The following is a 24,619-nucleotide window of genomic DNA, read 5'->3' on the forward strand; positions in this document are numbered from 1 at the left end:
AACTACTAGGACGTCCTACTATCTCGGGAGACGCCACCCGAAGGGACCCCACCGATGGCAGCGCAGCCGACCCGACCCGACCTCCACGTGCCCGAGCACCCCGTCCGCATCGTCTCGGCCTCGGCCCTGTTCGACGGGCACGACGCGTCGATCAACATCATGCGCCGGATCATGCAGAGCCAGGGGGCCGAGGTCATCCACCTCGGGCACAACCGCTCGGTCCAGGAGGTCGTCGACGCGGCCGTCGAGGAGGACGCCCAGGGCGTCGCCGTGTCGTCGTACCAGGGCGGCCACGTCGAGTACTTCGAGTACCTCGTCGAGCTGCTCCGCGAGGCCGGCGCGGGCCACGTGCAGGTCGTCGGCGGCGGTGGCGGCGTCATCGTCCCGGCCGAGATCTCGCGGCTGCGCGAGGCCGGGGTCACGATCTTCAGCCCCGAGGACGGCCAGCGCCTCGGCCTGCCCGGGATGGTCAACCAGGTCGTCGCCGCCTGCGACCGCGACCTGTGGCAGGAGCGCCCGACGACCGTCGCGGCCGTCCTCACGGGGGAGCGCGCCGCCGTCGCGCGGGCCATCACCGCGGCCGAGACCGGGCACCTCACCGACGACCTGCGGGCCGAGCTCGAGCGGGCCGCCGCCGCGCGGTCCGTCCCGGTCCTCGGGATCACCGGTACGGGCGGCTCGGGCAAGTCGAGCCTCACCGACGAGCTCGTCCGCCGCCTGCGGGTCGACCAGCAGGACAAGCTGCGGATCGCGTGCATCGCCATCGACCCCACCCGTCGCCGTGGCGGCGGCGCCCTGCTCGGCGACCGGATCCGGATGAACAGCCTCGACGGCGACCGGGTGTACTTCCGCTCGCTCGCCACCCGCGGCGGTCGCGAGGTGCCCGAGGCCCTGCCCGACATCATCACGATCCTCAAGGCCGCCGGGTTCGACCTCGTCGTCGTCGAGACCCCGGGCATCGGCCAGGGCGACGCCGCGATCACGAGCTACGCCGACGTCAACCTCTACGTCATGACGCCGGAGTTCGGGGCGGCCAGCCAGCTCGAGAAGATCGACATGCTCGACTTCGCCGACGTCGTCGCGATCAACAAGTTCGAGCGCCGTGGCGCCATGGACGCGCTACGCGACGTCGGCCGCCAGATGGTGCGCAACCGCGAGGCCTTCGGGAAGAGGCCCGAGGACATGCCGGTGTTCGGCACCTCGGCCGCGACGTTCAACGACGACGGTGTCACCGCGCTCTACCAGGAGCTCGCGACCCTGCTCTCCGCCGCCGGCCTGTCCCTCTCGGAGGGCACCCTCGCGCGGGTGTCGGTGCGGCACTCCTCGGTGCTGCGCCAGGTCGTGCCGCCGTCGCGGGTGCGCTACCTGTCCGAGATCTCCGAGGCCGTGCGGGCCTTCCACGGCGACACCGAGCGCTGGGCCGACGCCGCGCGCCGCGTCCAGCGCCTCTCCGAGGTCGGGGCGGCGCTCGCGCGCGCCGGCAAGGACCGCTCCGACGTCGACGCCCTCCTCGACGAGGCCCGGGCCGACCTGCCCCTCGAGGTCGCCCGCCAGCTCGCCGGCTGGTCCTCGGTCGTCGAGGCCTACTCGGGCGACGAGCAGGTCGTCACCGTGCGCGACAAGGAGATCCACACCTCGCTGGTGCGAGAGTCACTGTCCGGCAACCGGATCCGCCGCGTCTCGCTGCCCCGCTACAACGACGACGGCGACCTCGTGTCGTTCCTGCGCCGCGAGAACCTCCCGGGCTACTTCCCCTTCACCGCCGGGGTGTTCCCCTTCAAGCGCGACAACGAGGACCCGGCCCGGATGTTCGCCGGCGAGGGCGACCCGTTCCGCACGAACCGCCGCTTCAAGCTCGTGTCCGAGGGCCAGCCGGCCACGCGGCTGTCGACGGCCTTCGACTCGGTGACCCTCTACGGCCGCGACCCCGACCGGCGCCCCGACATCTACGGCAAGGTCGGCACGTCGGGCGTCTCCGTCGCCACGCTCGACGACATGAAGGAGCTCTACGCGGGCTTCGACCTCACGGCACCGACGACGAGCGTCTCGATGACGATCAACGGCCCCGCGCCGACCATCCTCGCGTTCTTCCTCAACACCGTCATGGACCGCGCCGTCGAGGCGTGGGCCGAGGCCAACGAGCGGCAGCCGTCGGAGGAGGAGGCGGCGCAGGTCCGCGCGACGGCGCTCCAGGTCGTGCGCGGCACGGTGCAGGCCGACATCCTCAAGGAGGACCAGGGCCAGAACACCTGCCTGTTCTCCACCGAGTTCTCGCTGCGGATGATGGCCGACATCCAGGAGTGGTTCATCGAGCAGGGGGTGCGCAACTTCTACTCGGTGTCGATCAGCGGCTACCACATCGCCGAGGCCGGGGCGAACCCCATCAGCCAGCTCGCGTTCACCCTCGCCAACGGGTTCACCTACGTCGAGGCCTACCTCGCGCGCGGCATGGCCATCGACGACTTCGCCCCGAACCTGTCCTTCTTCTTCTCCAACGGGATGGACCCGGAGTACACGGTCATCGGCCGCGTCGCCCGCCGGATCTGGGCCGTGGCGATGAAGGAGAAGTACGGGGCCAACGAGCGCAGCCAGAAGCTGAAGTACCACGTGCAGACCTCGGGCCGCTCCCTGCACGCACAGGAGATGGACTTCAACGACATCCGCACGACGCTGCAGGCGCTCGTCGCGATCTACGACAACGCCAACAGCCTGCACACCAACGCCTACGACGAGGCCGTCACGACCCCCGGCGAGGAGTCGGTGCGCCGGGCGCTGGCCATCCAGATGATCATCAACAAGGAGTGGGGCCTGGCGATGAACGAGAACCCGCTCCAGGGCTCCTTCGTCGTCGACGAGCTGACCGACCTCGTCGAGGCCGCGGTCCTCGCCGAGTTCGACCGGATCTCCGAGCGCGGCGGCGTCCTCGGCGCGATGGAGACCGGCTACCAGCGTGGTCGCATCCAGGACGAGTCGATGCTCTACGAGCACCGCAAGCACGACGGGTCGCTGCCGATCATCGGCGTCAACACCTTCCGCAACCCGCGGGCCGACGAGGAGCCCAAGGAGGTCGTCCTCGCCCGGGCCTCCGAGGCCGAGAAGGAGAGCCAGCTCGAGCGGGTCACGACCTACCGCGAGGTCCACCGCGAGGAGGCCGAGCAGGCACTGGCCCGCCTCAAGGAGGCCGCGACCTCGGGCGCCAACGTCTTCGCCGTCCTCATGGAGGCGTCGCGGGTGTGCTCGCTCCAGCAGGTCACCGAGGCGTTCTTCGAGGTGGGCGGGCAGTACCGGCGCAACGTCTGAGCTCCGCCCGCGGTCGCGTCCCGGGCGGGTGCCTCAGGACGGCGCGCCGAGCCGGTGCCGCACCACCCGACGGCGCAGGGTCGGCGAGGCGACGACCTCGTACCCGGCCTCGAGGAAGACGTGCAACAGGCCGACCGACGCCTCGTCCCAGATGACCGTCCTCCCGGGTTCCGGCTCGGTGGGGTAGCCCTCGAGGAGGCGCGCGCCGACCTGCCGGCCGTGCTCGACGGTGGCCGCGGCCAGCTCGTACATCAGCCCCTGGCGGCGGAAGCCCGTGCGGACGACGAAGCAGGTGACCGACCAGACCCCCTCGAGCTCGGGGTCCTGCCGCATCCAGGCCTTCTGCCGGGCCCAGATCCGCGGGTAGTCCTCCCGCGGCTCCACGGCGACCCAGCCGGCCGGCTCGCCGTCGACGTACCCGACGAGGCCGGAGGTCGGCCCGCCGGTGCCGCACGCGGCCTGCTCGAGCAGCGCCGCGTCGCGCTCGTCCTGCGTGGTGTCGCGCCAGATCCAGCCCGGGACCTTCAGCGCCTGGCAGCGGCACTTCCGGGCGCCCCCGGACTCGAAGACCGCCTCGACCTCGTCAGCAGTGGCGGCACTGGCCGGTCGCCAGGTGAAGTCGGGCACGAGGCGACCCTAGTGGTGGGCCCCGACGGGCGGGCGAGGGCGGAAACCCGGGTGCCGGGCGTCGGTGCCGCGACGTAGGTTCGTCGGTGATGGCGACGACGACCGCACCGCCCCCGCCGACCTCGACCCCCACCCCTCCGGCCGGCCCTCCGGCGACCCCGCCGGGGCGCCGCCTCGACCTCGGCCGGCTGCGCGGCTGGCCCACCGGCATCGCGCTGACCTTCTCCGGCGTCGGAGCCGTCGGGCGCACCCTGGGCACGGTCGTGGCGGGACTGCTCGCCGCCGAGCCGTCCACCCGCCTCGTCGGGCTCCTCGCCCTGTGCGTCGTCGGAGCGGCCGTCCTCGACACCGCCGGCCGCACGGTGTGGGCGGCGGTCGTCGACCGTGCCGAGGGGCGCCTGCGCGAGGACCTCCTCGACGCCGCGCTCCACCAGCCGCTGGCGGCGCTCGGCGAGCAGGCCGTCGGCGAGGTCCTCGACCGGGTCGACGACGACACCCACGACGTCGGCTCGATGCTGCGGCGCCAGGTCTGGGACGCGCTGCGCACCGTCTTCGCGGCCGTCCCCATGTGGGTCGTGGCCGGCCTGACGTGGTGGCCCGCCTGGATCCTCTTCCCCGTGGCCGGCGTCGCCGCCTTCGCCGTCGTCCGGCGCCTCCTCCCGACGATCTCCGAGCTCAAGGTCTCCGAGGAGATGGCCTGGACCGACCACGCCGCCGCCCTCGAGGAGGCGGTCACCGCGCGCGACGACCTGCGCACGAGCCTGGGCCAGGCCCACGTCGTCCGCCGCCTCAGCGGCCTGTCGGCCGTGGTGCACCGGCGGTTCGACGACGTCCTGGCCCTCCAGTGCCGGGTCACCCGCCGGACGGGCCTGCTGCTCTACGGGCTCCTCGCCGGGACGAGCGTCGCGGGCGTGGCCATGGTGGTGTCCGACGACCTGTCGGTCGCCCGGCTCGTCACCCTCTTCCTCGTCACGAGCACGTTCGTCGGCCAGGTCGACCAGATGGCGCGGCACCTGCCCGAGCTGCAGGCCGGGCTCGGGGCGGTCACCCGGCTGCGTCAGCTGCTCGGCACCGAGCCCGAGCCCGAGGGTGGGCTCCCCGTGCCGTCGGGGTCGCTCGGCCTCGAGTTCCGCGACCTGCGCTTCGCCTACCCCGAGGGCGACTTCGCGCTGAGCGGGGTCAGCCTCCACGTTCCCGGCGGGCGCACCTGCGCCCTCGTCGGGCGCACGGGGTCGGGGAAGTCCACGCTCGCCTCGCTCGTGTCGCGCGCCGTCGAGCCGCCGCGCGGCTCGGTCCTCCTCGGCGGGGTCGACGTCCTCGACCTCGACCTCCAGGCGCTGCGGGCGGCCGTCGGGGTCGTCACCCAGCGCACCGAGATCCTCGCGGGCACGCTCGCCGAGAACATCACCCTCTTCGGCGACCTCCCCCGCGCGCGCGTCCGGGCCGCCGTCACCCAGCTGGCGCTCGACGACTGGGTCGGCGGGCTCCCCGAGGGGCTGGACACCGTCCTCGGGCCCGGCGGGACGCCGCTCTCGGCGGGGGAGGAGCAGCTCGTCGCGTTCGTCCGGCTGCTCGTGCGCGACGTCGCCGTCGTCGTCCTCGACGAGGCCACCGCCCGGATGGACCCGGTCACCGAGGCGCTCGTCGTGCGGGCCGCCGACCGGCTCCTCACCGGCCGCACCGGCATCCTCGTCGCCCACCGGCTGTCCACCACGGCACGGGCCGACCTCGTCGCCGTCCTCGACCACGGCCGGGTCGTCGAGCACGGACCCCGGTCCGAGGTCGCCGCGGCGGTCGGGCCGTTCCGCCGCCTCCTCGAGGCCAGCGGCGACGGCGCGCTCGGGGTGCCTGCCGGCGCGCCCACCGACGAGCGCTCGACCGGTGGCGAGGGAGCCGCCGCCACCGCCCCGTCCGCCGACGGCGTCGTCGGCGGGGCCCGGCGCACCGGCCCGCCACCGGTCGTCCCCGACCCCGGCGACGGTCCGTCGCTCGCCCGCGGCATCCTGTCGGCGCTGCTCGTCCGGCCGCTCTGGGGCATCTGGCCGGCCGTGCTCTTCCTCGTCTCGGCCCTCGGCGGGTCGTTCGGCGCGGCGACGGGCTACGTCTGGGGCCGGGTCGTCGAGCACCTCGGCACCGGGGCGGGCTGGGACACCCGGACCATCGTCCTCACCTCGCTCACGGCGTTCTTCGTCCTCACCTCGCCGCTCATCCTCACCTCCGCCATCCGCCGCTACCCGCGCTGGTGGATCGAGGTCATGCTCCGGGTGCGGATGACCGTCCTCACCGGGCAGACCCGCCAGCACCGCCTCGAGCGCACCCCGCCCGGCGAGGTCGTCGCCCGGTCGATGGACGCCGACCGCTACGCCCTCTACGCCGACCGCTGGGTCGACTTCCTCAACGGGCTCGCGATCGTCGCCGTCACCGCCGCCCTCGGTGGGAGCCTGCTCGCCGGTGGGGTGCTGCTCGTCGTGCTCGTCGGGGCCGCCCTCGCGTCGGCGGTCGGTCGGCCGATCGCGGGCCGGTCGGCCACCGAGTCCTCCGCGGCCCGCGCCCGGTTCGGGCGCTCCCTCGTGTCGGTCCTCGAGTCGGCCCGCACCGTCAAGCTCGCCGCGGCCACCCCGGCCGCGCACCGCCACCTCCGGTCGGTCGACGCCGGCCGCGTCGACGCCGCGGTCTTCGAGCACCGCGTGCAGGCCGTCCTCGACGGCGTCCCCGTCGTCATGGTCCAGGTGGGCGTCGTCGCCGCGTGGGGCACCTACGCCCTGGGCCACTGGGACCTCGCGACGGCCATCCTCGTCGCCGGCGCCGTCAACGGCTTCGACTGGTTCGGCCGGGTGGCCGGCGCCGTCGTCACCGAGGCCCCCGGGACCCGCTCGTGGCAGAAGGCGACGAGCCGGCTCGCGGGCGGGGTCGACCTCGTCACGCTGCCGCCGGGCGTCGACCTCGTCACCGGCGCCGCGCCGGCAGCCGAGGTCCCGGGCCAGGTGCCGCTGCGCGAGCTGCGCCTCACGGGGGTCGGCGCCGTCCACGACGACGGGACCCGCGGCGTCGAGGGCGTCGACCTCACCGTCGGAGCGGGCGAGCTCGTCCTGCTCCTCGGGCAGGTCGGGTCGGGGAAGTCCAGCCTGCTGCGGGCGCTGTCGGGCCTGGTCGACCACACCGGGTCGATCACCTGGAACGGCGTCGAGGTCCAGGACGCCCAGGAGTTCCTCCGCCCCGGCCAGGTCTCGCACGTCTCCCAGGTCCCGCGCGTGCTCTCGGGCACCTTCGCCGACAACGTCGTCCTCGGGCACGGCCGGGCCCTCGACCGGGCGATCACCGACGCCCGGCTGCGCGACGACGTCGACGCGGCCGGCGGGCACGACGCCGTCGTCGGCCACCGCGGCGTGCGGCTGTCGGGCGGGCAGGTCCAGAGACTCGCGCTCGCCCGCGCGCTCGCCGCCGAGACCGAGCTGCTCCTCGCCGACGACGTGTCGAGCGCCCTCGACGCCACGACCGAGGTCGAGCTGTGGGCGGCGCTGCGCGCTCGCGGCGCCACCGTCATCGGCGCGACGTCGAAGCGCGCGGCCCTCGAGCAGGCCGACCGGGTCGTCGTCCTCGTCGACGGGCGCGTCGCCGCCCTCGGCCCGTGGCGCGACCTCGCCGGCCGTTGGGGTCACCTCGCCGGCTGAGCCCCGGCCCCCCTGACGAGCGCGGCCACCCGCCCCGTCGCGAGGGTCGCGTCCCACCCGGCTGGTGGCGCCGTGACCCCGACCGCCTCCTCGGCCCGCGCGACGAGGGCCTCGAGGGCAGGAGGGAGCTCCTGCCCGACCTCGGCGAGCAGGAGGCGTCCGAGGCCGAGGAGCTCGGCCGCCCCGGAGCCGCCCAGGGCGGCGAGGGTGGCGCCCGCGCCGAGGGCCGCCTCCCCGACCGTCGGTGCGGCCGTGGCGGTCTGGGTGCCCGTCAGCGAGTCGCGGAACCACCCGAGGGCGGCGGTCGGGTCGTCGACGGACAGGGCGGCCCAGCCGGCGTTGAGCGTCGTCGTGTTCGTCGGCCGGATGCCGAAGCGGGCGTCGGCGTCGCGGGCCGCGGAGGTCAGGAGGTCGAGGGCCTCACGGGCGTGGCCGGCCTCGAGGAGGGCGAGGGCGGCCTTGGGCACCACGCTCACGAGGTGCACGGCCGAGACCGGTGACCCGAGGCGCGCGAGGGCGTCGCGGGCGCCCGTGATCGCGGCCGCGGCGTCGCCCTCGGTGGCGTCGAAGACGGCGGCGGCGGCGACGACCTCGGGCAGGAGGTGCGGCGCGCGCACCGTGGCGGCCAGCGCGTCCTCGATGTGGTGGCGTGCCGTCGCGGGGTCGCCCGAGACGTAGGCGGTGATGGCGCTGACGAGCCCCAGCAGGCCCGACCACTCGGGGTCGTCGGCGAGGTCGGCCCGCAGCCGCCCGTGCTCGGCGTCGTCCCAGTCGGCGCCCTGGAGGAAGCCGGCCCGGGCGACGCGCAGCCGGGCGCGCTGGACCCGCGTGGTGCCGGGCCGCCCGAGGAGGCGCGTGGTCCAGCGCAGGCCGGTCGTGCTCGCCTCGACGAACTGCCACCGGCGGCTGAGGGCCAGGGCGATGTCGGCGGCGGCGACGTCGTCGTCGTGCTCGAGGGCGTCGACGAGGGCCTCGACGTGGTCGTCGTGTGTGCGGCCGACGTGCTCGACGAGGTCGTCGGACAGGGGGGCGTCGCGCCACACGCCGGCGAACCAGCGCCGGTGGCGCTCGCGGGTGGCGTCGACCTCGCCCGCCGCGGCCAGCTCGTCGAGGGCGAGGTCGCGCACGACCCGCAGCATCCGGAAGGACAGGGTCGTCGAGGTGCGCTCGACCCGCAGGAGGTGGTGGCGGGCGAGCTCGCGCACGGCGCGCTCGACGTCGAGTCCGGGGTCGCCGGGCCCGACGACGGCCCGGGCGGCGGCGGTCGTGAACGGTCCGACGAAGACGCCGAGCCGGCGCAGGACGACGCGGGCGCCGGGACCGAGCCGCCCCACCCCCCACGACAGGGCGTCGCGCAGCGACCGGTGGCGGTCGTCGCGGCCGTGCTCGGCGCCGGCGAGGTCGAGGGGCTGGCGGGCGACGTCGAGGAGGTCGGCGAGCGGGGTTCGGGCTCCGGCGCCGGCGACGAGCTCGAGGGCCAGCGGCAACCCGTCGACCCGGCGGGCCACCTCGCCGAGGACGCGCAGGTCTGCCTCGCCCCAGGCGCTCGGGTCGGTGGGGCCGGCGCCGTGGTCGGCGAGGCGCTCGGCGAGCATCCGGACCGCGGGTGAGGCGCAGACCTCGGCGGCGGACGCGTCGGGACCCGGCGTCGGCAGCGGCTCGAGGACGACGACCCGCTCGCCGACGACCGAGAGCGGGACGCGCGAGGTGATGACGACCCGCAGGCCCGGGCACCCGGCGAGCAGGGTCGAGGTGAGCTCGGCCGCCGACCCGAGCACCCACTCGGCCTCGTCGGCGAGGACGGTGGCCGTGGAGGTCCGCAGCGCCGCGACGAGGCCGGCGACGGGGTCGTCTCCGGAGAGGGGGACACCTGTCGCGAGGGCGACGCTGGCCGCGAGCTCGTCGACCGGCAGGGCCGCGTGCGCGCCGAGGGCGACGTGGACGACCTCGCCGTGTGGCTGGAGCGCGGCCCCGACGTCGGCGAGCAGCCGCGTCTTGCCGACCCCGCCGGGGCCGGTCACCGTGACGAGCCGCCGCCCCTCGGCGAGGGCGCCGAGCACCACCGCGACGTCGTCGTCGCGGCCCACCGTGGGCGAGGCCGGCACGGGGACGAGCCGCCCCGGGTGGAGCGCGACGGGGGGAGGCTCGGGGGTCGCCCCCGGCCGCGTGGTGGCCGGGTCGGCGTCGCGGTCGCGGTCGCGGGCGCCGGTCGGGGGGCCGTCGAGGGTGGGGTCGTGGGCGAGGACGCGGGCGTGCAGCTCGCGGACCGCGCGGCCGGGGGCGACGCCCAGCTCGTCGCGCAGCGTGCGGCGCAGGGTGTCGTGCACCTCGAGGGCCGCACCCTGTCGGTGGGCGCGGTAGGCCGCGCGCATCGCGAGGACGGCGGCGCCCTCGTCGAGCGGGTCGTCGGCGAGGAGGGTCCGCGCGAGGGCCAGGGCCTCGAGCGCCTCGGCCTCGCCGGCGGTGTCGAGGAGGACGGCCGCGAGGTCGGCGCGGGCGCGGCGGTGGAGGTCGGCGAGACGGGTCCGCTCGGCGAGGACGAGGTCGTCGCGCACGCCCTCGTACGCCGTGTCCCCGACCCAGAGGTCGAGGGCCTCGCGCAGCCGGCTGGCGCTGCCGTCGGCGCCCGACCCGACGAGCCCGGCGAACCGGTCGGCGTCGGTGGCGACGTCGTGCGGGACGAGGTACCCGGCGTCGGTGGTGCGCACGAGGTCGCCCCCGAGGTGGCGGCGCAGTCGCGCGACGACGGTGTGGACCGTCGTCGCGGTCAGCCGGCGGGCGTCGTCGCCCCACACGAGGTCGAGGAGGACCTCGGCCGGCACCGCGCGACCGCGGCGCGCCAGGAGCACCGCCAGGAGGTCGCGCGGACGGGCCCCCCGGGGGACGGCGGCCCGGGAGTCGACCTCGACCCGGAGGGGTCCGAGCACCCGGACCAGCACGGGCTCATGCAACCACACGGGTCGGACACCACCGGGGGGACGAGGGACAGGCGGAAGGGTTCGTCGGGCCCGCTCGGGGGCCGGGCACCGAGCCGCCGCAGCCACGCGGCGACGAGAGCGTTGTCACCGTGGACGTGGGCGACGAGCTCGCGGGCACCCGCCCGGCGGGCCGCGTCGCTCACCGCCGCGAGGAGGCGGCCGCCGATGCCCCGCCCCTGCGCGGCATCGGCGACCTCGACGGCGACCTCGACCGCACCGGAGCACGAGGGGTCCGTGACCCATCGGCCGAGCCCCACCGGTCGCCCGTCGAGGACGGCGACGACCGCCTCGTGGCGACCCGGCACCACGGCCGCGAGGTGACGCGCCATGCCCGGGGTCAGCCGGGGCAGGCCGGTGTGGAAGCGCAGCCACGCCGACCGCGGCGACAGCTGCGCGAACACCTCGTGCACCGTCGCCGTGTCGCCCGGGCGCAGCGGGAGGAGCGCCAGCCCGGAGGCGGTGAGGGACCCGTTCCGGGCCGCGGGTGCGGTGGTCGTCGTCATCCGGCCACGCTGTCGCGGGCGGGTGGCGCCGACCTGTCACCGACCTGTCACGGCACCGGAGGGGGCGGCCGCCCCGCCTCGCGGCGCGGAGCCGCTAGTCGCCCAGGCGCTCGCGCAGCCAGGCGATGTCGGCGCCCTGCCCCTCGACGCCACCGGGCGTCTCGACGACGACGGGGGCGCCGGCGTCGCGGACGAGGTCGGCGAGGTCGGAGCCGGCGATGTGGCCGGAGCCGAGGTTGGTGTGGCGGTCGGCGCCGGAGTCGAACTCGTCACGGCTGTCGTTGCAGTGGACGAGGTCGATGCGGCCGGTGACCGCCCGGACCTTGTCGACGACGCTGCCGAGGTCGTTGCCCCCGGCATGGGCGTGGCAGGTGTCGAGGCAGAAGCCGACGGTGTCGCCACCCTCCGCCCGGCCGACGGCCTCCCACAGCCGCTCGATCGCCTCGAGCCGCCGCGCCATCGCGTTGTCGCCGCCGGCGGTGTTCTCGATGAGGAGCGGCACCGGCATGTCGAGGCCGTCGACGCACTTGCGCCAGTTGTCGAAGCCGACCGTGGCGTCCTCGTCCTTGCCGAGGTGCCCGCCGTGGACGATGACGCCCTTCGCGCCGATCTCGGCCGCGGCCGTGAGGTGCTGCTGGAGGAGCTTGCGGCCCGGGATGCGGATCCGGTTGTTCGTCGACGCGACGTTGATCGGATAGGGCGCGTGGACGTAGAGGTCGACCCCCGCGGCCTCGGCCGCCGCCTTGAGGGCGGCCGCCCCGCCGGCGTACTGGACGACCGGGCCCTTGTAGCTCTGGGGGTCGCCGAGGAAGAACTGGCTGAGGGTGGCGCCACGGGCGCTCGCCTCCGCCACCGGGTCGGCCTGGTCGACGTGTCCTCCGATGCGCAGTGCCATGCCCCCACCGTAGGACCCCGCACCGACGCGCGGGTCGGTCGTCAGGGCAGGATGGCGGGCATGCAGATCGCGAACACCACCGCCATCGTCACCGGGGGGGCCTCGGGCCTCGGTGCCGCCACCGCGGCCGCCCTCGCCGCCGGGGGAGCCCGGGTCCTCGCCCTCGACCTCCCCGCCGCCTGCGCGGCCGCACCCGCCGTCGAGGGCGTCGAGTACGCCCCCACCGACGTCACCTCGGAGGACGACGTGCGCGCCGCCGTCGCCCGCGCCGCCGCCGACCCCGCCCGCCCGCTGCGGGTCGTCGTCAACTGCGCGGGGATCGGGCCCTCGGCCCGCATCCTCGGCCGCAAGGGCGTCCACGACCTCGGGCTCTACCGCAAGGTCGTCGAGATCAACCTCATCGGCTCGTTCACGGTGCTCGCCCTCGCGGCCGAGGCGATCGCCGCGACCGAGCCCGACGCCGACGGCCAGCGCGGGGTCGTCGTCAACACGGCGAGCATCGCCGCCTTCGACGGACAGGTCGGGCAGGCGGCCTACGCGTCGTCGAAGGGCGCCATCGTCGGACTCACCCTGCCGGCCGCGCGAGACCTCGCCCAGTACGGCATCCGGGTGATGACCATCGCGCCCGGGATCGTCGAGACGCCGATGCTCGCGACGGTGTCCGACGAGTTCCGGGCCGGCCTCGCCGCCGGGGTGCCCTTCCCCCAGCGACTCGCCCGGCCCGAGGAGTACGCGAGCCTCGCGCTCGCGATCATCGAGCACGACTACCTCAACGGCGAGGTCATCCGGATGGACGGCGCGCTCCGGATGGCGCCGCGCTGACCCCGGTGACGTCGGCGTGCTGGGCGTCCTCGGCGACCTCGGCGACCTCGGGGGCACCCACGTGACCCTCCACGACGACCTCGGCGCACCGGTCCCCCTCGTGGGGCCGGCGCGCCGCGTCGTCTCCCTCGTGCCCTCCCTCACCGAGGCGCTCGGCGTGTCCTGCCCCGACGTCCTCGTGGGCGCCACCGACTGGTGCACCCACCCCGCCGACCTCGACGCCCGAGGGGTCGCCCGGGTGCGCGGGACGAAGAACCCCGACCTCGCGGCGGTCGCGGCGCTGCGCCCCGACCTCGTCGTGGCGAACAAGGAGGAGAACCGCGAGCTCGACGTCCGCCGGCTGCGCGAGCGCGGTGTGCCCGTGTGGGTCACCGACATCGAGACGGTCCCGCAGGCGGTGGCCTCGATGCGCCGGCTGCTGCGCGAGGCGGTCGGGCTCCCCGGCGACCCCGACTGGCTGGTCGCGGCGGAGGACGCGTGGTGCGGACCGGTTCCGGCGCCGCGTCGCCGGGCGGTCGTGCCCGTCTGGCGTGACCCGTGGATGGTCGTGGGGCGCCCGACGTTCACCGCCGACCTCCTCGCCCGCTCGGGGTTCGAGGTCGTCACGGCGGGGGTGGAAGGGCGCTACCCCGCGGTGCCGCTGGAGGCCCTGGACGACGCCTCCGGGGCCGACGTCGTCCTGCTCCCCGACGAGCCCTACGTCTTCACGCAGGACGACGGACCGGAGGCGTTCGCGCACGTCCCGACGGCTCTGGTGTCCGGGCGTCTGCTCACCTGGTACGGGCCCGCGCTCGTCGATTCGGCGATTTCGCTGGACCGATCCTGAGCGTGTAATGTCTCCGTCGCGCCCGGGGTCTCGACGCCGGTGCGCACGCCCCCTTAGCTCAGTCGGCAGAGCGTTTCCATGGTAAGGAAAAGGTCGTCGGTTCGATTCCGACAGGGGGCTCAGGTCGGGCCGGGACCGGTCGAGAGGCTGGTCCGGACCGCACCCCTGGCGGGGTAGCTCAGCTGGTTAGAGCGCACGACTCATAATCGTGAGGTCGCGGGATCGAGCCCCGCTCCCGCTACCAGGCCGCGATTTCGGGGAATGCCCGGACCCGCGTACCCTGTTGTGCTGGTGTCGCGCGTGCCCTCGTGCGCCGGTGCGACACCCCGAGATCGAATCACTTCCCGAGAGCAGGTTGCCCCCATGGCCAAGGCCACCGACGTCCGCCCCAAGATCACTCTGGCGTGCACGGAGTGCAAGGAGCGCAACTACATCACGAAGAAGAACCGTCGGAACGACCCCGACCGGCTCGACCTCATGAAGTTCTGCTCCCGCTGCAAGAAGCACACGACGCACCGCGAGACCCGCTGACCCCAGCGCTCTCCCCGAGGCCGCCCGCACCCCTGGTGCCGGCGGCCTCGCGCATGTCCGGCCTCACTACAGTGGTCGCCATGGCCGTGAACCCAGACTTCGTCGGCAGGACGTACCCGGCGGACGGACCGCACGCCGTCGACGCCGCCCTCATCGCCGCGTTCGCCGCGGCCGTCGGCGCCACCGACCCGGTGCACACCGACCCCGAGGCCGCCCGTGCCGCCGGGTACGCCGACGTCATCGCGCCGCCGACGATGGCCGTGCGCTTCTCGCAGGCTGCCGAGCGGGCCTACGTCACCGACCCCGAGGCGGGCATCGACTTCAGCCGGGTCGTCCACGGCGAGCAGCGCTTCGTCCACCACCGCCCGATCACCGCGGGGGACGAGGTGGTCGGCACCACGACCGTCGACGCCGTCCGGTCGGCCGGTGGTCACGCGATGGTGACGACGCGCACCGAGCTCGCGACGACCGCCGGCGACGCGCTCGCGACGTCGAGCTCGACCATCGTCGTGCGCGGCGGGGAGGAGTGAGGATGACCGTCCGCCAGCTCTCGGAGGTCGCTGTCGGCGACGTCATCGGCCCCGTCACCGTGCCGGTCACCCGCGACACGCTCGTCGCCTACGCCAACGCCTCGGGCGACCAGAACCCGATCCACCAGGACGAGTCCTTCGCCCGCTCGGTCGGCCTGCCCGACGTCATCGCCCACGGGATGTGGACGATGGGCGCGTCCGGCACCGTCGTCGCCGACTGGGCCGGGGACGCCGGGCGGGTCGTCGAGTTCGGGACCCGGTTCACCAAGCCCGTCGTCGTGCCGGCGTCGGGGTCCGAGGTCGTCGTCCAGGGGGTCGTCAAGGCCGTCGACGCCGAGACCGGCCGGGTGACCGTCGACCTCGCGACGACGTGTGGGGGCGAGAAGGTCCTCGGCCGCTGCATCGCGGTCGTGGCGCTCACCTGATGCGAGAGCTCTCCGACGAGCCGGTCGCCGGGCACACGACGATGCGGGTCGGGGGACCGGCCGCGCGCCTCGTCGTCGTGTCGACGAGCGACGAGCTCGTCGACGCCGTCCGCGAGGTCGACGACGCCGACGAGCCGCTGCTCGTCCTCGGCGGCGGCTCGAACCTCGTCCTCGCCGACGAGGGGTTCGCCGGGACGGTCGTCAAGATCGAGACGACCGGGGTCGAGGTCGACTCGGCCGACCTCTGCGGCGGCGCGAACGTCACCGTCGCCGCCGGCGAGGACTGGGACGGCGTCGTCGCGCGGGCCGTCGCCGAGGGCTGGTCCGGGGTCGAGGCGCTGTCGGGCATCCCCGGGTCCACCGGCGCGACGCCCGTGCAGAACGTCGGCGCGTACGGCCAGGAGGTGTCCCAGACGATCGCGCGGGTGCGGGTGTGGGACCGCCTCCAGCAGCAGGTCCGCACCCTCATGACGATGGACTGCCGGTTCGGCTACCGGCACTCGCTGTTCAAGGGCACGGACCGTTACGTCGTCATCGACGTGATGTTCCAGCTGGTCCTTCAGTCCCTCTCGCAGCCCGTCCGCTACGCCGACCTCGCGACCCAGCTCGGCGTCGCCGTCGGCGACCGGGTTCCCCTGGAGGACGCCCGCGAGGCGGTGCTCGCCCAGCGGCGGCGCCGCGGGATGGTCCTCGACGCTGCCGACCACGACACGTGGAGCTGCGGCTCCTTCTTCACCAACCCGATCCTGTCCGAGGAGCAGTTCGCGGACCTGCGCGAGCGGGTCGCCGCGCGGCTCGGGGCCGACGCCCCCGCCCCGCCGGCCTTCCCCGACGGCGCGGGGTCGGTGAAGTCGAGCGCCGCCTGGCTCATCGAGCGCGCCGGCTTCACCAAGGGCTTCGGCCTCCCCGGCCCCGCTGCGCTGTCCACCAAGCACACCCTCGCCGTGACCAACCGCGGCTCGGCGACGACCGCCGACGTCCTCGCGCTCGCGCGCACCGTCCGCGACGGGGTGCAGGAGGCCTTCGGGGTCACCCTCGTCAACGAGCCGGTCCTCGTCGGCGACACCCTCTGACCGGCTCGACCCCGCCGCGTGGTGCCGGGGCAGCCGCCGTCCGGAGCCTTGTCCCGGTCGTTGCCGTCGACCACGGACAGCTCGTCCTGGGACGTCCGGATGGATCGCCCCGTGAGCCACTCGTGCCCTGACTCGCACCCGGTGCGGCAGGGTGCCCCGCCCCATCAGGTGAACCAACCGAGCAGTTGGATCACGGGGTGAGCCACCGACCCGTGTGGCTCCGGCGCAGACACCGCTGAGTCAGCCCGGCTCACGATCGTCCCGCCGCCCCCGGGTCCGGGCTCTCTGGCGCATCTCTGGGCTGGGGCTCGCCTGGGCAGCTCCGGACTCGGGTCCCCGGACAGCTTCGGGTCGGGCCGTCGTGGCAGCTTCGGGTCGGGCTCCCTGGGCGCCTTGGGTCGGGCAGCCGGGGACAGCTCGGGGCTCGGGTTCCTAGGCGGCTTCGGGTCGGGCTCCCTGGGCGGCTTCGGGTCGAGCTGTCGGGGGCAGCTCCGGGCGGGGCTGCCTGGGCGCCTTCGGGTCGGACTGCCGGGGGCAGCTCGGGTTCGTGTTCCCTAGGCGGCTCCGGGCTCGGGCTGGTTCTCGTCGTCGGTCTGCGACTCCCGGGGCGAGCGACCGGCGGAGTCCGTCGACCCCAGGCCCGTGGTCGAGACCGGGTCGTCCACCGTCGACGGCCCGGCAGGAGGTCGGCGGGACCGGGGAAAGGGGAGATCGTCGGGGTCCACGACGGGGGCGTACCACTGCGGCGGGTTCGACGGGTCGGTGAAGAACTCCTGGATCCACCACCAGGTCGGCGGGTTCACGACGTGCCTGGTGCGCCGGTGGGCCGGAAACCGTCTGGACCCGCCACGGACGCGCGCCACGAGCTCGGTCCCGCGCCACACCTCGGGCGGGATCGGCCGCCAGCTCCGTGGCGCCTCGCCAGCCGCGCGCGGTCGAGGCGGCGGGACCCGGAGGGCGATGGCGTCGACCGGCGGAGGGGTGGCGGGGTCGTCGGCGAACCCCACGAACAGGGCGAATCCGGTTCCCTCGAGTGCCTCCAGGACGGCGGCCAGCGGCATGGTGGTCTCCCCGGCCTCGAGACGAGCCAGCATCGACCGGCTGAGGCCACGCCAGGACGCGTAGGAGCGCTGGCTCAGCCTCACGTGCCTTCGGTGCGACCGCAGCGCCAGCCCGATCTCGTCGGGCACGGTCAACCGGTCCCTCGCCCACCTCAGCTGGTCGCCGAACGTCAGGGGCACGCCTCGCAGGTCGCTCATTCCTCGACGATGCAACCCGGCATCCACGTGCTGGCGACCGTCGTCGAACCTGTGGACGGGTGCCGCCGTCCGACCCCGCTGTGGACGGGCCGTGACTCACCCGGTGATCCATCCGGACCTCCCTGAACAGCGGCCCTGCCACCGGCGATCCACCCTCGGCCCACATGGCCGCGACCACGCACCCCGCGCAGTGCCGGTCGCCAGGCCGCGAGTCAGGCCAGCCAGGCGTCGATGTCGCGCTCGACGGCCGCCCGGACGTCGGAGGGCGCCCGGCTCGCGGCGAGCGAGGCACGGGCCAGGTCGGCCAGGGTCGCATCGGAGAAGCCGTGGTCGGCGCGCGCGGAGGCGTACTGGTCGGCCAGCCGGGACCCGAAGATCAGCGGGTCGTCGGCGCCCAGGGCGACCTGCGCCCCCGCCTCGACGAGCCGCCCGATGGGGACGTCGCCCGCCGCGTCGAAGACACCGAGCGCCACGTTCGACAACGGGCACACCTCCAGCGCCACACCCTCGCGCACGACGCGGTCGAGGACGGCCGCGTCCTCCGCCGCACGCACGCCGTGGCCCAGACGCTCGGGCGCCATCGCGTCGAGCGTCGCCGTCACCGCCTCGGGCCCGAGCAGCTCCCCGGCGTGGGGGACGAGGGCCAGCCCTGCGTGCCGCGCGATCCGGAACGCCGCGCCGAACTCGGCCGTGTCGCCGCGCCGCTCGTCGTTGGACAGCCCGAACCCCACGACCGATCCGGGACCGGACCCCGCATGAGAAGCCGCGAGCCGGGCCAGGGTTCGCGCCTCGAGCGGGTGCCGCATCCGGCTCGCCGCGACGATGACGCCCACCTGCGCCGCCCCCGGCTCCGACGACACCGACCGGGCCTCGTCGAGGACGATCTCGAGCGCCGGCGTGATCCCGCCGACGAACGGCGCGTACGACGTCGGGTCGACCTGGATCTCGAGCCAACGCGACCCCTCCGCCCCGTCGTCGAGGGCCGCCTCGCGCACGATCCGGCGCATGTCGGCCTCGCCGCGCACGGTGGCGCGGGCCGCGTCGTAGAGCTTCTGGAAGCGGAACCAGCCGCGGGCGTCCACCGCGTCGAAGCGCGGCGGCCACTCGGTCGTCAGGGACGACGGCAGCCGGATGCCGTGGGCCGCGGCGAGGTCACGCACGGTGCCGACCCGCATGGAGCCGGTGAAGTGGAGGTGGAGATGGGCCTTCGGCAGGTCGGTGACCGACCGCGAAGGGGAGGAGTCCGGGCTCGTCACCCGGCGTCGAGGTCCTCGTCCGCGTCCGCGATGACGTGGACCGCGGCCTCCTCGGCCGACGCCCCCGCGCCGTCGATGCCGACGTCCTCGCCGACCAGGTCCTTCTCGTCGTCGGACCCGAGGCCCTCGTCGGGGGCCACCAGGCGACCGGCGCGCACGTCGCCGACCTGGTCGTCGCCGAGCCAGTCCTCGGACGCCGAGATCGCGTCGGGGTCGTCGCCGCCGAGGCGCTCCTCGTCGAGCCCGCTCTCGTTGTCGGGGGCGCCGTAGGCCGAGTCGGGGTCGGGCACCTCCTGCCGGATGCGTTCCTCGATCGTCTCGTCGCGCCCCTGCTCCTCGGCCGTCACGCCGTGGGCGAGGGAGCCGTGGAGGCGGTCCGGCGGCGAGTAGCCGCGGTCGAGGACGTCCTCGACGTCCTCCTGGTCGAGGGTGTCCTCCGGCTGGAGCTGGTCCTCGGCGTCGACGCTGTAGCTGCCGAGGTCGTCGGTCACGTCATCAGGCTGGTCTGACATGACCTCACCCTACGCGTGGGCCAGGTGCTCCGCCGTGGCCAGCGCGACGCAGGTCGCGACCCCCGCCATCGCCGTCTCGACCTCGGCGAGGACCGGGAACGAGGGCGCGAGACGGATGTTGCGGTCGCGGGGGTCCTTGCCGAGGGGGAACGAGGCGCCGGCCGGCGTGAGGGCGATGCCCGCCTCCTTCGCGAGCTGCACCACCCGCGTGGCACACCCGTCGAGGACGTCGAGGCTGACGAAGTAGCCACCCGCCGGGCGCGTCCACTCGGCCACCCCGAGGCCGTCGAGCTCGGCCCGCAGCGCCGCGTCGACCGCCGCGAACTTCGGCGCCAGGATCGCGCGGTGCGCGCGCATGTGCTCGCGGACCCCGTCGGCCGAGCCGAAGAACTGCACGTGCCGCAGGTGGTTGACCTTGTCCGGGCCGATCGAGGCGTACTGCTGGTGGGCCAGGTACGCCTTCACGGTCTCGCGGGACGCGGCGAGGAAGGCCACCCCGGCGCCGGCGAAGGTGATCTTGCTCGTCGACGCGAACATGACCGGCCGGTGCGGGTGACCCGCCGCCGAGGCCAGCGAGAGGATGTCGGCCGACTTGGCCTCGTCCTCGGTGAGGTGGTGGAAGGCGTACGCGTTGTCCCAGAAGATCCGGAAGTCGGGGGCGGCCGTCGGCATCGACGCGAGCCTGCTGGCGACCTCCTGGGTGACGACCGAGCCCGCGGGGTTGGCGTAGGTCGGCACGATCCAGATGCCCTTGACGGACGGGTCGTCCTTGACGAGCGCCTCGACGGCGGCGACGTCGGGCCCGTCCTCGCGCATCGGGACGGTGACCATCTCGATCCCGTACGACGCGAGCATCGTGAAGTGGCGGTCGTAGCCGGGCACCGGGCAGACGAAGGTGACCTTGTCCTCGTCCTTCCACGGTCGGGGCGAGTCGAGCCCTCCGTGCAGGAGGTGCTGGACGAGGACGTCGTGCATCATCGTCAGGCTCGACGACCCGCCGGCGACGACCTGGTCCGGGTCGACCCACAGCAGCTCGGCGAACATCTCGCGCAGCTCGCGCAGGCCGTTCAGGCCCCCGTAGTTGCGCACGTCGGTGCCGTCGGCGTCGACGTGCCCGCGCGGGAGCGAGAGCAGCTCCTCGGACAGGTCGAGCTGCTCGGCACTCGGCTTGCCGCGGGTGAGGTCGAGCCGCAGCCCGCGCTCCCTGAGCGCGGCGTACGCCGCCTGCTGCTCCTCGAGGAAGGCGGCGAGCTCCTCCGGTGAGCGCTCGGACAGGGGAGTGGCGGTCGTCTGCTCGGTCACCGGCCCATCGTCCCAGACCCGCGGACGAGCGGGGGAGGGCTCCCCATGGCGTGGGACGGCCGCCGTTGCGAGGGTGGAGGACGTCGGGGGGCCGAGCAGCGGTCCCCCACGTCACCCATCCGGGGGGAACCACATGACCAGCACGAGAACCCGCCCACTCCTCGCCGCCGCGGCCGCCGTCGCGGTGGCGCTCACCGGGGCCGTCACCACCGTCGCCGCCGCCCCGTCGGCCGAAGCGGCACCGAGCACCGTCCGCGTCATCAGCCACAACCTCGAGAAGAAGACGAGCGCCCTGAACAAGGTGCTCGACCTGGCGGACAGCGACACGGTGCCCGGCAAGGAGATCCTGCTCCTCCAGGAGGTCTGCGGAGACATGCTCCCGGCACTGCGGAAGCTCGGGGCGACGTCGTTCAACCCACGGCGGACCGGCAAGTGCTCCGGCGAGGACACGCGGCTCGGCGAGGCAGCGGTCTGGACGGGCTCCGGAGCCACGGCGCTGGAACCGCAGCCGCTCCTCACCAAGGGGGAGCACGCCTACGGCCTCGCCTGCGTCGACCTGAAGAAGGACGGGAGGAGCATCCGCGCCTGCTCGACGCACCTCGTCGCGGGAGGAAAGGACGAGACGGAGTTCCGTGGGCGGCTGACCCGCAAGATCCGGTCGGTGACCAACGACTGGATCTCTCCCAGCCGGACCGTGATCGTCGGTGGCGACTTCAACGCGCGGCCGGGCTTCGAGGCGATGGACGCGATGTACGCCGACGGCAAGGGGGCGCAGGGGAAGTTCCGCGAGATCGCCCAGACGGCAGGAGCCGGGAACGACGCCCAGAGCGGCCGGTGGACCTGCGGCCGCCTCACGGACGGGCGGGACACGCGCCGCAAGATCGACTACGTCTTCGTGTCCAAGAGCGGCTCGCGAGACGGTGGAGGCTCCGAGCGGACCATGGCCTCGCCCTCGAACCACCGGATCCTCTTCGGGGCGCTGCCGCTGGGCTGACTCGCGGGCGTGGCGCCCCGGTCCGGCCGAGTTCGCGGTCGGACCGGGGCGTCACGTATGCTGTCCGTTCGGTGTGCCCGATGCTTCACCCTGCCCCGGCAGGTGGGGGAGCGGACGCACCAGCGGAGCGCCAACCAACCGTGGCACTCCGTAGGGCAGTGGCTCAATTGGTAGAGCACCGGTCTCCAAAACCGGCGGTTGGGGGTTCGAGTCCCTCCTGCCCTGCGTCGCACGTGTGGTACGTCCACGACTGCTCCCCGCCTCCGCGGCCGGGGTGCCTTCGCGGTCGTGCCGCGCCGAGGCACCCGACATCGAAGAACGACGTGAAGAGGCACCGTGACTGACGTGGGTCAGACCAGGACTCCCTCCCGCCCCGCCAAGGGCCGGGAGCGCGGCGGCAACCCCATCTCCCGGTGGTTCAAGGCGCTCGGCCTCTTCGTCAGCCAGATCCTCGACGAGCTCCGCAAGGTCGTGCGCCCCACGCGCAGCGAGCTGTGGAACTACACGCTCGTCGTCATCGTGTTCGTCACGGTGATGATGGCGCTCGTGTCCGGGGTCGACTTCGGCTTCAGCAAGCTCGTCGGGCTGGTGTTCGGCTCGGACTGACGCCCGCGCCCACCCGGCGCCGTCAGCACCAGCCCGCCCAGCCACCCCCGCAACCAGGAAGAGGTCACCCGTGTCCGACCAGTGGACCGACAACCCCGACGTGGCGTCGCCCGACGCCCCCGAGGTGCTGCCCGACACCCTGACGGAGGCCTCCCGCGAGGCCGACTCGGTGAGTGAGGGCTACGACGCGGCCATCGGCACCGAGACCGTCGAGCAGGACGCCGCCGAGGCCTCCGCCCCCGTCGAGGACGACGCGAAGGCCCCCGCCCAGGTCGAGACCGACACCGCGCCCCTCGAGGCCGTCGACCCGTCCGAGGACGCCGACGCGTCCGACGACGCCCCCGCTGACGCCGGCGAGTCCGACGCCGCCCCGACCGAGGACGAGGACGGCGACCTCCTCCCCGAGGGCGCCGACGCCGTCGCGGCCTTCAAGGCCGACCTCGCGAGCAGGGTCGGCGACTGGTACGTCGTGCACTCCTACGCCGGCTACGAGAACCGGGTCAAGGCCAACCTCGAGACCCGGATCACCTCCCTCAACATGGAGGACTACATCTTCGAGATCCAGGTCCCGATGGAGGAGGTCACCGAGATCAAGGGCGGTCAGCGCAAGCTGGTCCGCCGGGTCCGGATGCCCGGCTACGTCGTGGTCCGCATGGACCTCACCGACGAGTCGTGGGGCGCCGTGCGCCACACCCCCGGCGTCACCGGGTTCGTCGGCAACGCCCACCAGCCGGTGCCGCTGACGCTCGACGAGGTCTACGGGATGATCAAGCCCGCCGACCTCGAGGCCGCCGCCGCCACGGCCGCCGGTGGCCAGGCCTCCGCGTCCGGCTCCGGCCGCGAGGCCGCCGTCGTCGACTTCGAGGTCGGCGAGTCGGTCACCGTCATGGACGGTCCGTTCGAGACCCTCCCCGCGACGATCTCCGAGATCAACCCCGACACCCAGAAGCTCAAGGTGCTCGTCTCCATCTTCGGCCGGGAGACCCCGGTCGAGCTCTCCTTCAGCCAGGTCTCCAAGATCTGACCGCAGGAGCCCCGCCCCGGGGTCCCGGGGCTGCAAAGGGGTCATCGCCCACGGCGTCGGCCCACCACACCAGAACAAGGACAGACATGCCTCCCAAGAGCAAGAAGGTCTCCGGCTACATCAACCTGCAGATCCAGGCAGGTGCCGCGACCCCCGCGCCCCCCGTCGGCCCCGCGCTGGGTCAGCACGGCGTCAACATCATGGAGTTCGTCAAGGCGTACAACGCGGCGACCGAGCACCAGCGCGGCAGCATCATCCCCGTCGTCATCACGGTCTTCGAGGACCGCTCGTTCACCTTCATCACCAAGACGCCCCCGGCGTCGGAGCTGATCAAGAAGGCCGCGGGCGTCCAGAAGGGCTCCGGCGAGCCGCACAAGGTCAAGGCCGGCAAGCTGAGCAAGGACCAGGTCCGCGAGATCGCCGAGGCGAAGATGCCCGACCTCAACGCCAACGACATCGACGCCGCGATGAAGATCATCGCCGGCACCGCCCGCCAGATGGGCATCGACACCGAGCTCTGAGCTCGACCCCCAACCGGCCCGCCACGACGGCGGGCCGGGGTGGGGCACCACCCCGGTGTCCCACCAGTGGCAGGGCCGGCGCTGGCCCGACGACCACGACTCCACACCGGATCCACCAGGAGCAGCACATGAAGCGCAGCAAGGCCTACCGCGCCGCCACCGACAAGATCGACGCGGACACCCTGTACGCCCCGCTCGACGCCGTCCGCATCGCGAAGCAGACCGCGTCGGCGAAGTACGACGAGACCGTCGAGGTCGCCATGCGCCTCGGCGTCGACCCCCGCAAGGCCGACCAGATGGTCCGCGGCACGGTCAACCTCCCCCACGGCACGGGCAAGACCGCCCGCGTCCTCGTCTTCGCCAACGGCGACAAGGCCGAGGCCGCCAAGGCCGCCGGCGCCGACTTCGTCGGCTCCGACGACCTGCTCGAGAAGGTCGCCGGCGGGTGGCTCGACTTCGACGCCGTCGTCGCCACCCCCGACCTCATGGGCAAGGTCGGCCGTCTCGGCAAGGTCCTCGGTCCCCGCGGCCTCATGCCGAACCCGAAGACCGGCACCGTCACGATGGACACCGCCAAGGCCGTCACCGACATCAAGGGCGGCAAGATCGAGTTCCGCGTCGACAAGCACGCGAACCTCCACTTCATCATCGGCAAGGCGTCCTTCGACGAGAAGTCGCTCGTCGAGAACTACGCCACCGCGCTCGAGGAGATCCTCCGCCTCAAGCCGGCCGCCTCGAAGGGCCGCTACATCACCAAGGCCACGCTGGCCACGACGATGGGCCCCGGCATCCCGCTGGACTTCACCAAGACCCGCAACCTCCTCCAGGAGGACGGCGCCGACGCCTGAGCGCGTCCTCGCACCGACGGAGCCCGTCGCCCTTCATGGGGCGACGGGCTCCGTCGTGTCCCCCCGGCCCCGGTGCCCGTGCTCGCCCGGGAGCCGATTTGGGGCAGGGGCGCCGA

The 24,619-nt window shown here is 74.1% G+C and carries 21 protein-coding genes and 3 tRNA genes; 16 read left to right on the forward strand and 8 right to left on the reverse strand.

Annotation, left to right across the window (positions count from 1 at the left end; translation table 11 throughout):
- Positions 1-54 precede the first annotated feature (54 nt).
- Positions 55-3,300 (forward strand): fused isobutyryl-CoA mutase/GTPase IcmF, encoded by a 3,246-nt coding sequence (icmF, locus tag ACFWN3_RS13990; RefSeq protein WP_377640553.1) that lies wholly within the window; start codon positions 55-57, stop codon positions 3,298-3,300.
- A gap of 33 nt (positions 3,301-3,333) precedes the next feature.
- Here icmF and ACFWN3_RS13995 read toward each other — a convergent pair whose 3' ends face one another.
- Positions 3,334-3,927 carry a GNAT family N-acetyltransferase gene (locus ACFWN3_RS13995; RefSeq protein ID WP_377640555.1) on the reverse strand — a complete coding sequence of 198 codons (594 nt, stop codon included), beginning with the start codon at positions 3,925-3,927 and terminating at the stop codon, positions 3,334-3,336.
- Positions 3,928-4,016: 89 nt separating this feature from the next.
- Here ACFWN3_RS13995 and ACFWN3_RS14000 point away from each other — a divergent pair, with 89 nt between their 5' ends.
- The gene (locus ACFWN3_RS14000; RefSeq protein ID WP_377640557.1) at positions 4,017-7,598 is read left to right on the forward strand and encodes an ATP-binding cassette domain-containing protein; all 3,582 of its coding nucleotides are present in this window, start codon (positions 4,017-4,019) and stop codon (positions 7,596-7,598) included.
- Here the strand turns inward: ACFWN3_RS14000 and ACFWN3_RS14005 are convergent.
- The 3 genes from ACFWN3_RS14005 to ACFWN3_RS14015 form a co-directional block, all read right to left on the reverse strand.
- Positions 7,583-10,447: a BTAD domain-containing putative transcriptional regulator gene (locus ACFWN3_RS14005; RefSeq protein ID WP_377645620.1), complete on the reverse strand. Its 2,865-nt coding sequence runs from the start codon at positions 10,445-10,447 to the stop codon at positions 7,583-7,585. The genes ACFWN3_RS14000 and ACFWN3_RS14005 overlap by 16 nt on opposite strands.
- The gene (locus ACFWN3_RS14010; RefSeq protein WP_377640559.1) at positions 10,366-11,079 is read right to left on the reverse strand and encodes a GNAT family N-acetyltransferase; all 714 of its coding nucleotides are present in this window, start codon (positions 11,077-11,079) and stop codon (positions 10,366-10,368) included. The genes ACFWN3_RS14005 and ACFWN3_RS14010 overlap by 82 nt, the downstream gene beginning before the upstream one ends.
- A gap of 94 nt (positions 11,080-11,173) precedes the next feature.
- A complete protein-coding gene (locus ACFWN3_RS14015) occupies positions 11,174-11,974 on the reverse strand; it encodes a deoxyribonuclease IV (RefSeq protein ID WP_377640561.1) in 801 nt (266 codons plus the stop codon).
- Between the two features lie 60 nt (positions 11,975-12,034).
- Here ACFWN3_RS14015 and ACFWN3_RS14020 point away from each other — a divergent pair, with 60 nt between their 5' ends.
- The 8 genes from ACFWN3_RS14020 (at position 12,035) to ACFWN3_RS14055 (ending at position 16,181) form a co-directional block, all read left to right on the forward strand.
- The gene (locus tag ACFWN3_RS14020) at positions 12,035-12,796 is read left to right on the forward strand and encodes an SDR family NAD(P)-dependent oxidoreductase (RefSeq protein WP_377640563.1); all 762 of its coding nucleotides are present in this window, start codon (positions 12,035-12,037) and stop codon (positions 12,794-12,796) included.
- Positions 12,797-12,812: 16 nt separating this feature from the next.
- Entirely contained in the window at positions 12,813-13,622 is an 810-nt protein-coding gene (locus tag ACFWN3_RS14025) for a helical backbone metal receptor (RefSeq protein WP_377640564.1), read from the forward strand.
- A gap of 47 nt (positions 13,623-13,669) precedes the next feature.
- Positions 13,670-13,742: transfer RNA gene (locus ACFWN3_RS14030), tRNA-Thr, on the forward strand.
- A gap of 47 nt (positions 13,743-13,789) precedes the next feature.
- Positions 13,790-13,866, forward strand: a tRNA-Met gene (locus ACFWN3_RS14035).
- Between the two features lie 119 nt (positions 13,867-13,985).
- Complete coding sequence (rpmG, locus tag ACFWN3_RS14040) at positions 13,986-14,153, forward strand: 50S ribosomal protein L33 (protein WP_377640566.1); 168 nt, start codon at positions 13,986-13,988, stop codon at positions 14,151-14,153.
- Positions 14,154-14,233: 80 nt separating this feature from the next.
- A complete protein-coding gene (locus ACFWN3_RS14045; RefSeq protein WP_377640568.1) occupies positions 14,234-14,683 on the forward strand; it encodes a MaoC family dehydratase N-terminal domain-containing protein in 450 nt (149 codons plus the stop codon).
- Positions 14,684-14,685: 2 nt separating this feature from the next.
- Complete coding sequence (locus tag ACFWN3_RS14050) at positions 14,686-15,108, forward strand: MaoC family dehydratase (protein ID WP_377640570.1); 423 nt, start codon at positions 14,686-14,688, stop codon at positions 15,106-15,108.
- Positions 15,108-16,181 carry a UDP-N-acetylmuramate dehydrogenase gene (locus ACFWN3_RS14055; RefSeq protein WP_377640572.1) on the forward strand — a complete coding sequence of 358 codons (1,074 nt, stop codon included), beginning with the start codon at positions 15,108-15,110 and terminating at the stop codon, positions 16,179-16,181. The genes ACFWN3_RS14050 and ACFWN3_RS14055 overlap by 1 nt, the downstream gene beginning before the upstream one ends.
- A gap of 554 nt (positions 16,182-16,735) precedes the next feature.
- On the opposite strand, the gene ACFWN3_RS14060 is transcribed toward ACFWN3_RS14055, so the two are convergent.
- The 4 genes from ACFWN3_RS14060 to ACFWN3_RS14075 form a co-directional block, all read right to left on the reverse strand.
- Positions 16,736-17,440 carry a hypothetical protein gene (locus tag ACFWN3_RS14060; protein WP_377640574.1) on the reverse strand — a complete coding sequence of 235 codons (705 nt, stop codon included), beginning with the start codon at positions 17,438-17,440 and terminating at the stop codon, positions 16,736-16,738.
- A 212-nt stretch (positions 17,441-17,652) separates the two neighbouring features.
- Complete coding sequence (locus tag ACFWN3_RS14065; protein ID WP_377640576.1) at positions 17,653-18,696, reverse strand: adenosine deaminase; 1,044 nt, start codon at positions 18,694-18,696, stop codon at positions 17,653-17,655.
- Positions 18,693-19,187, reverse strand: coding sequence for a DUF5709 domain-containing protein (locus ACFWN3_RS14070; RefSeq protein WP_377640578.1), 495 nt, complete (start codon positions 19,185-19,187; stop codon positions 18,693-18,695). The genes ACFWN3_RS14065 and ACFWN3_RS14070 overlap by 4 nt, the downstream gene beginning before the upstream one ends.
- 30 nt (positions 19,188-19,217) lie before the next feature.
- Complete coding sequence (locus ACFWN3_RS14075; RefSeq protein ID WP_377640580.1) at positions 19,218-20,510, reverse strand: aminotransferase class I/II-fold pyridoxal phosphate-dependent enzyme; 1,293 nt, start codon at positions 20,508-20,510, stop codon at positions 19,218-19,220.
- Between the two features lie 133 nt (positions 20,511-20,643).
- Between ACFWN3_RS14075 and ACFWN3_RS14080 the strand changes: the two genes are divergently transcribed.
- From ACFWN3_RS14080 to rplA, 6 genes are all read left to right on the forward strand, one after another.
- Positions 20,644-21,504, forward strand: coding sequence for an endonuclease/exonuclease/phosphatase family protein (locus ACFWN3_RS14080; protein ID WP_377640582.1), 861 nt, complete (start codon positions 20,644-20,646; stop codon positions 21,502-21,504).
- A 152-nt stretch (positions 21,505-21,656) separates the two neighbouring features.
- A tRNA-Trp gene (locus ACFWN3_RS14085) sits at positions 21,657-21,729 on the forward strand.
- Positions 21,730-21,849: 120 nt separating this feature from the next.
- Positions 21,850-22,110, forward strand: coding sequence for a preprotein translocase subunit SecE (gene secE, locus ACFWN3_RS14090; protein WP_377640584.1), 261 nt, complete (start codon positions 21,850-21,852; stop codon positions 22,108-22,110).
- 70 nt (positions 22,111-22,180) lie between these two features.
- Positions 22,181-23,134, forward strand: a complete 954-nt coding sequence (nusG, locus tag ACFWN3_RS14095) for a transcription termination/antitermination protein NusG (protein WP_377640586.1) — start codon at positions 22,181-22,183, stop codon at positions 23,132-23,134.
- 86 nt (positions 23,135-23,220) lie between these two features.
- Positions 23,221-23,655, forward strand: a complete 435-nt coding sequence (gene rplK, locus ACFWN3_RS14100) for a 50S ribosomal protein L11 (RefSeq protein ID WP_377640588.1) — start codon at positions 23,221-23,223, stop codon at positions 23,653-23,655.
- Positions 23,656-23,783: 128 nt separating this feature from the next.
- Positions 23,784-24,503, forward strand: a complete 720-nt coding sequence (rplA, locus tag ACFWN3_RS14105; protein WP_377640590.1) for a 50S ribosomal protein L1 — start codon at positions 23,784-23,786, stop codon at positions 24,501-24,503.
- The last annotated feature ends 116 nt before the right edge of the window (positions 24,504-24,619 follow it).

This window comes from Oryzobacter terrae (assembly GCF_042756445.1).
Classification (GTDB): Bacteria; Actinomycetota; Actinomycetes; order Actinomycetales; family Dermatophilaceae; genus Oryzobacter; species Oryzobacter terrae.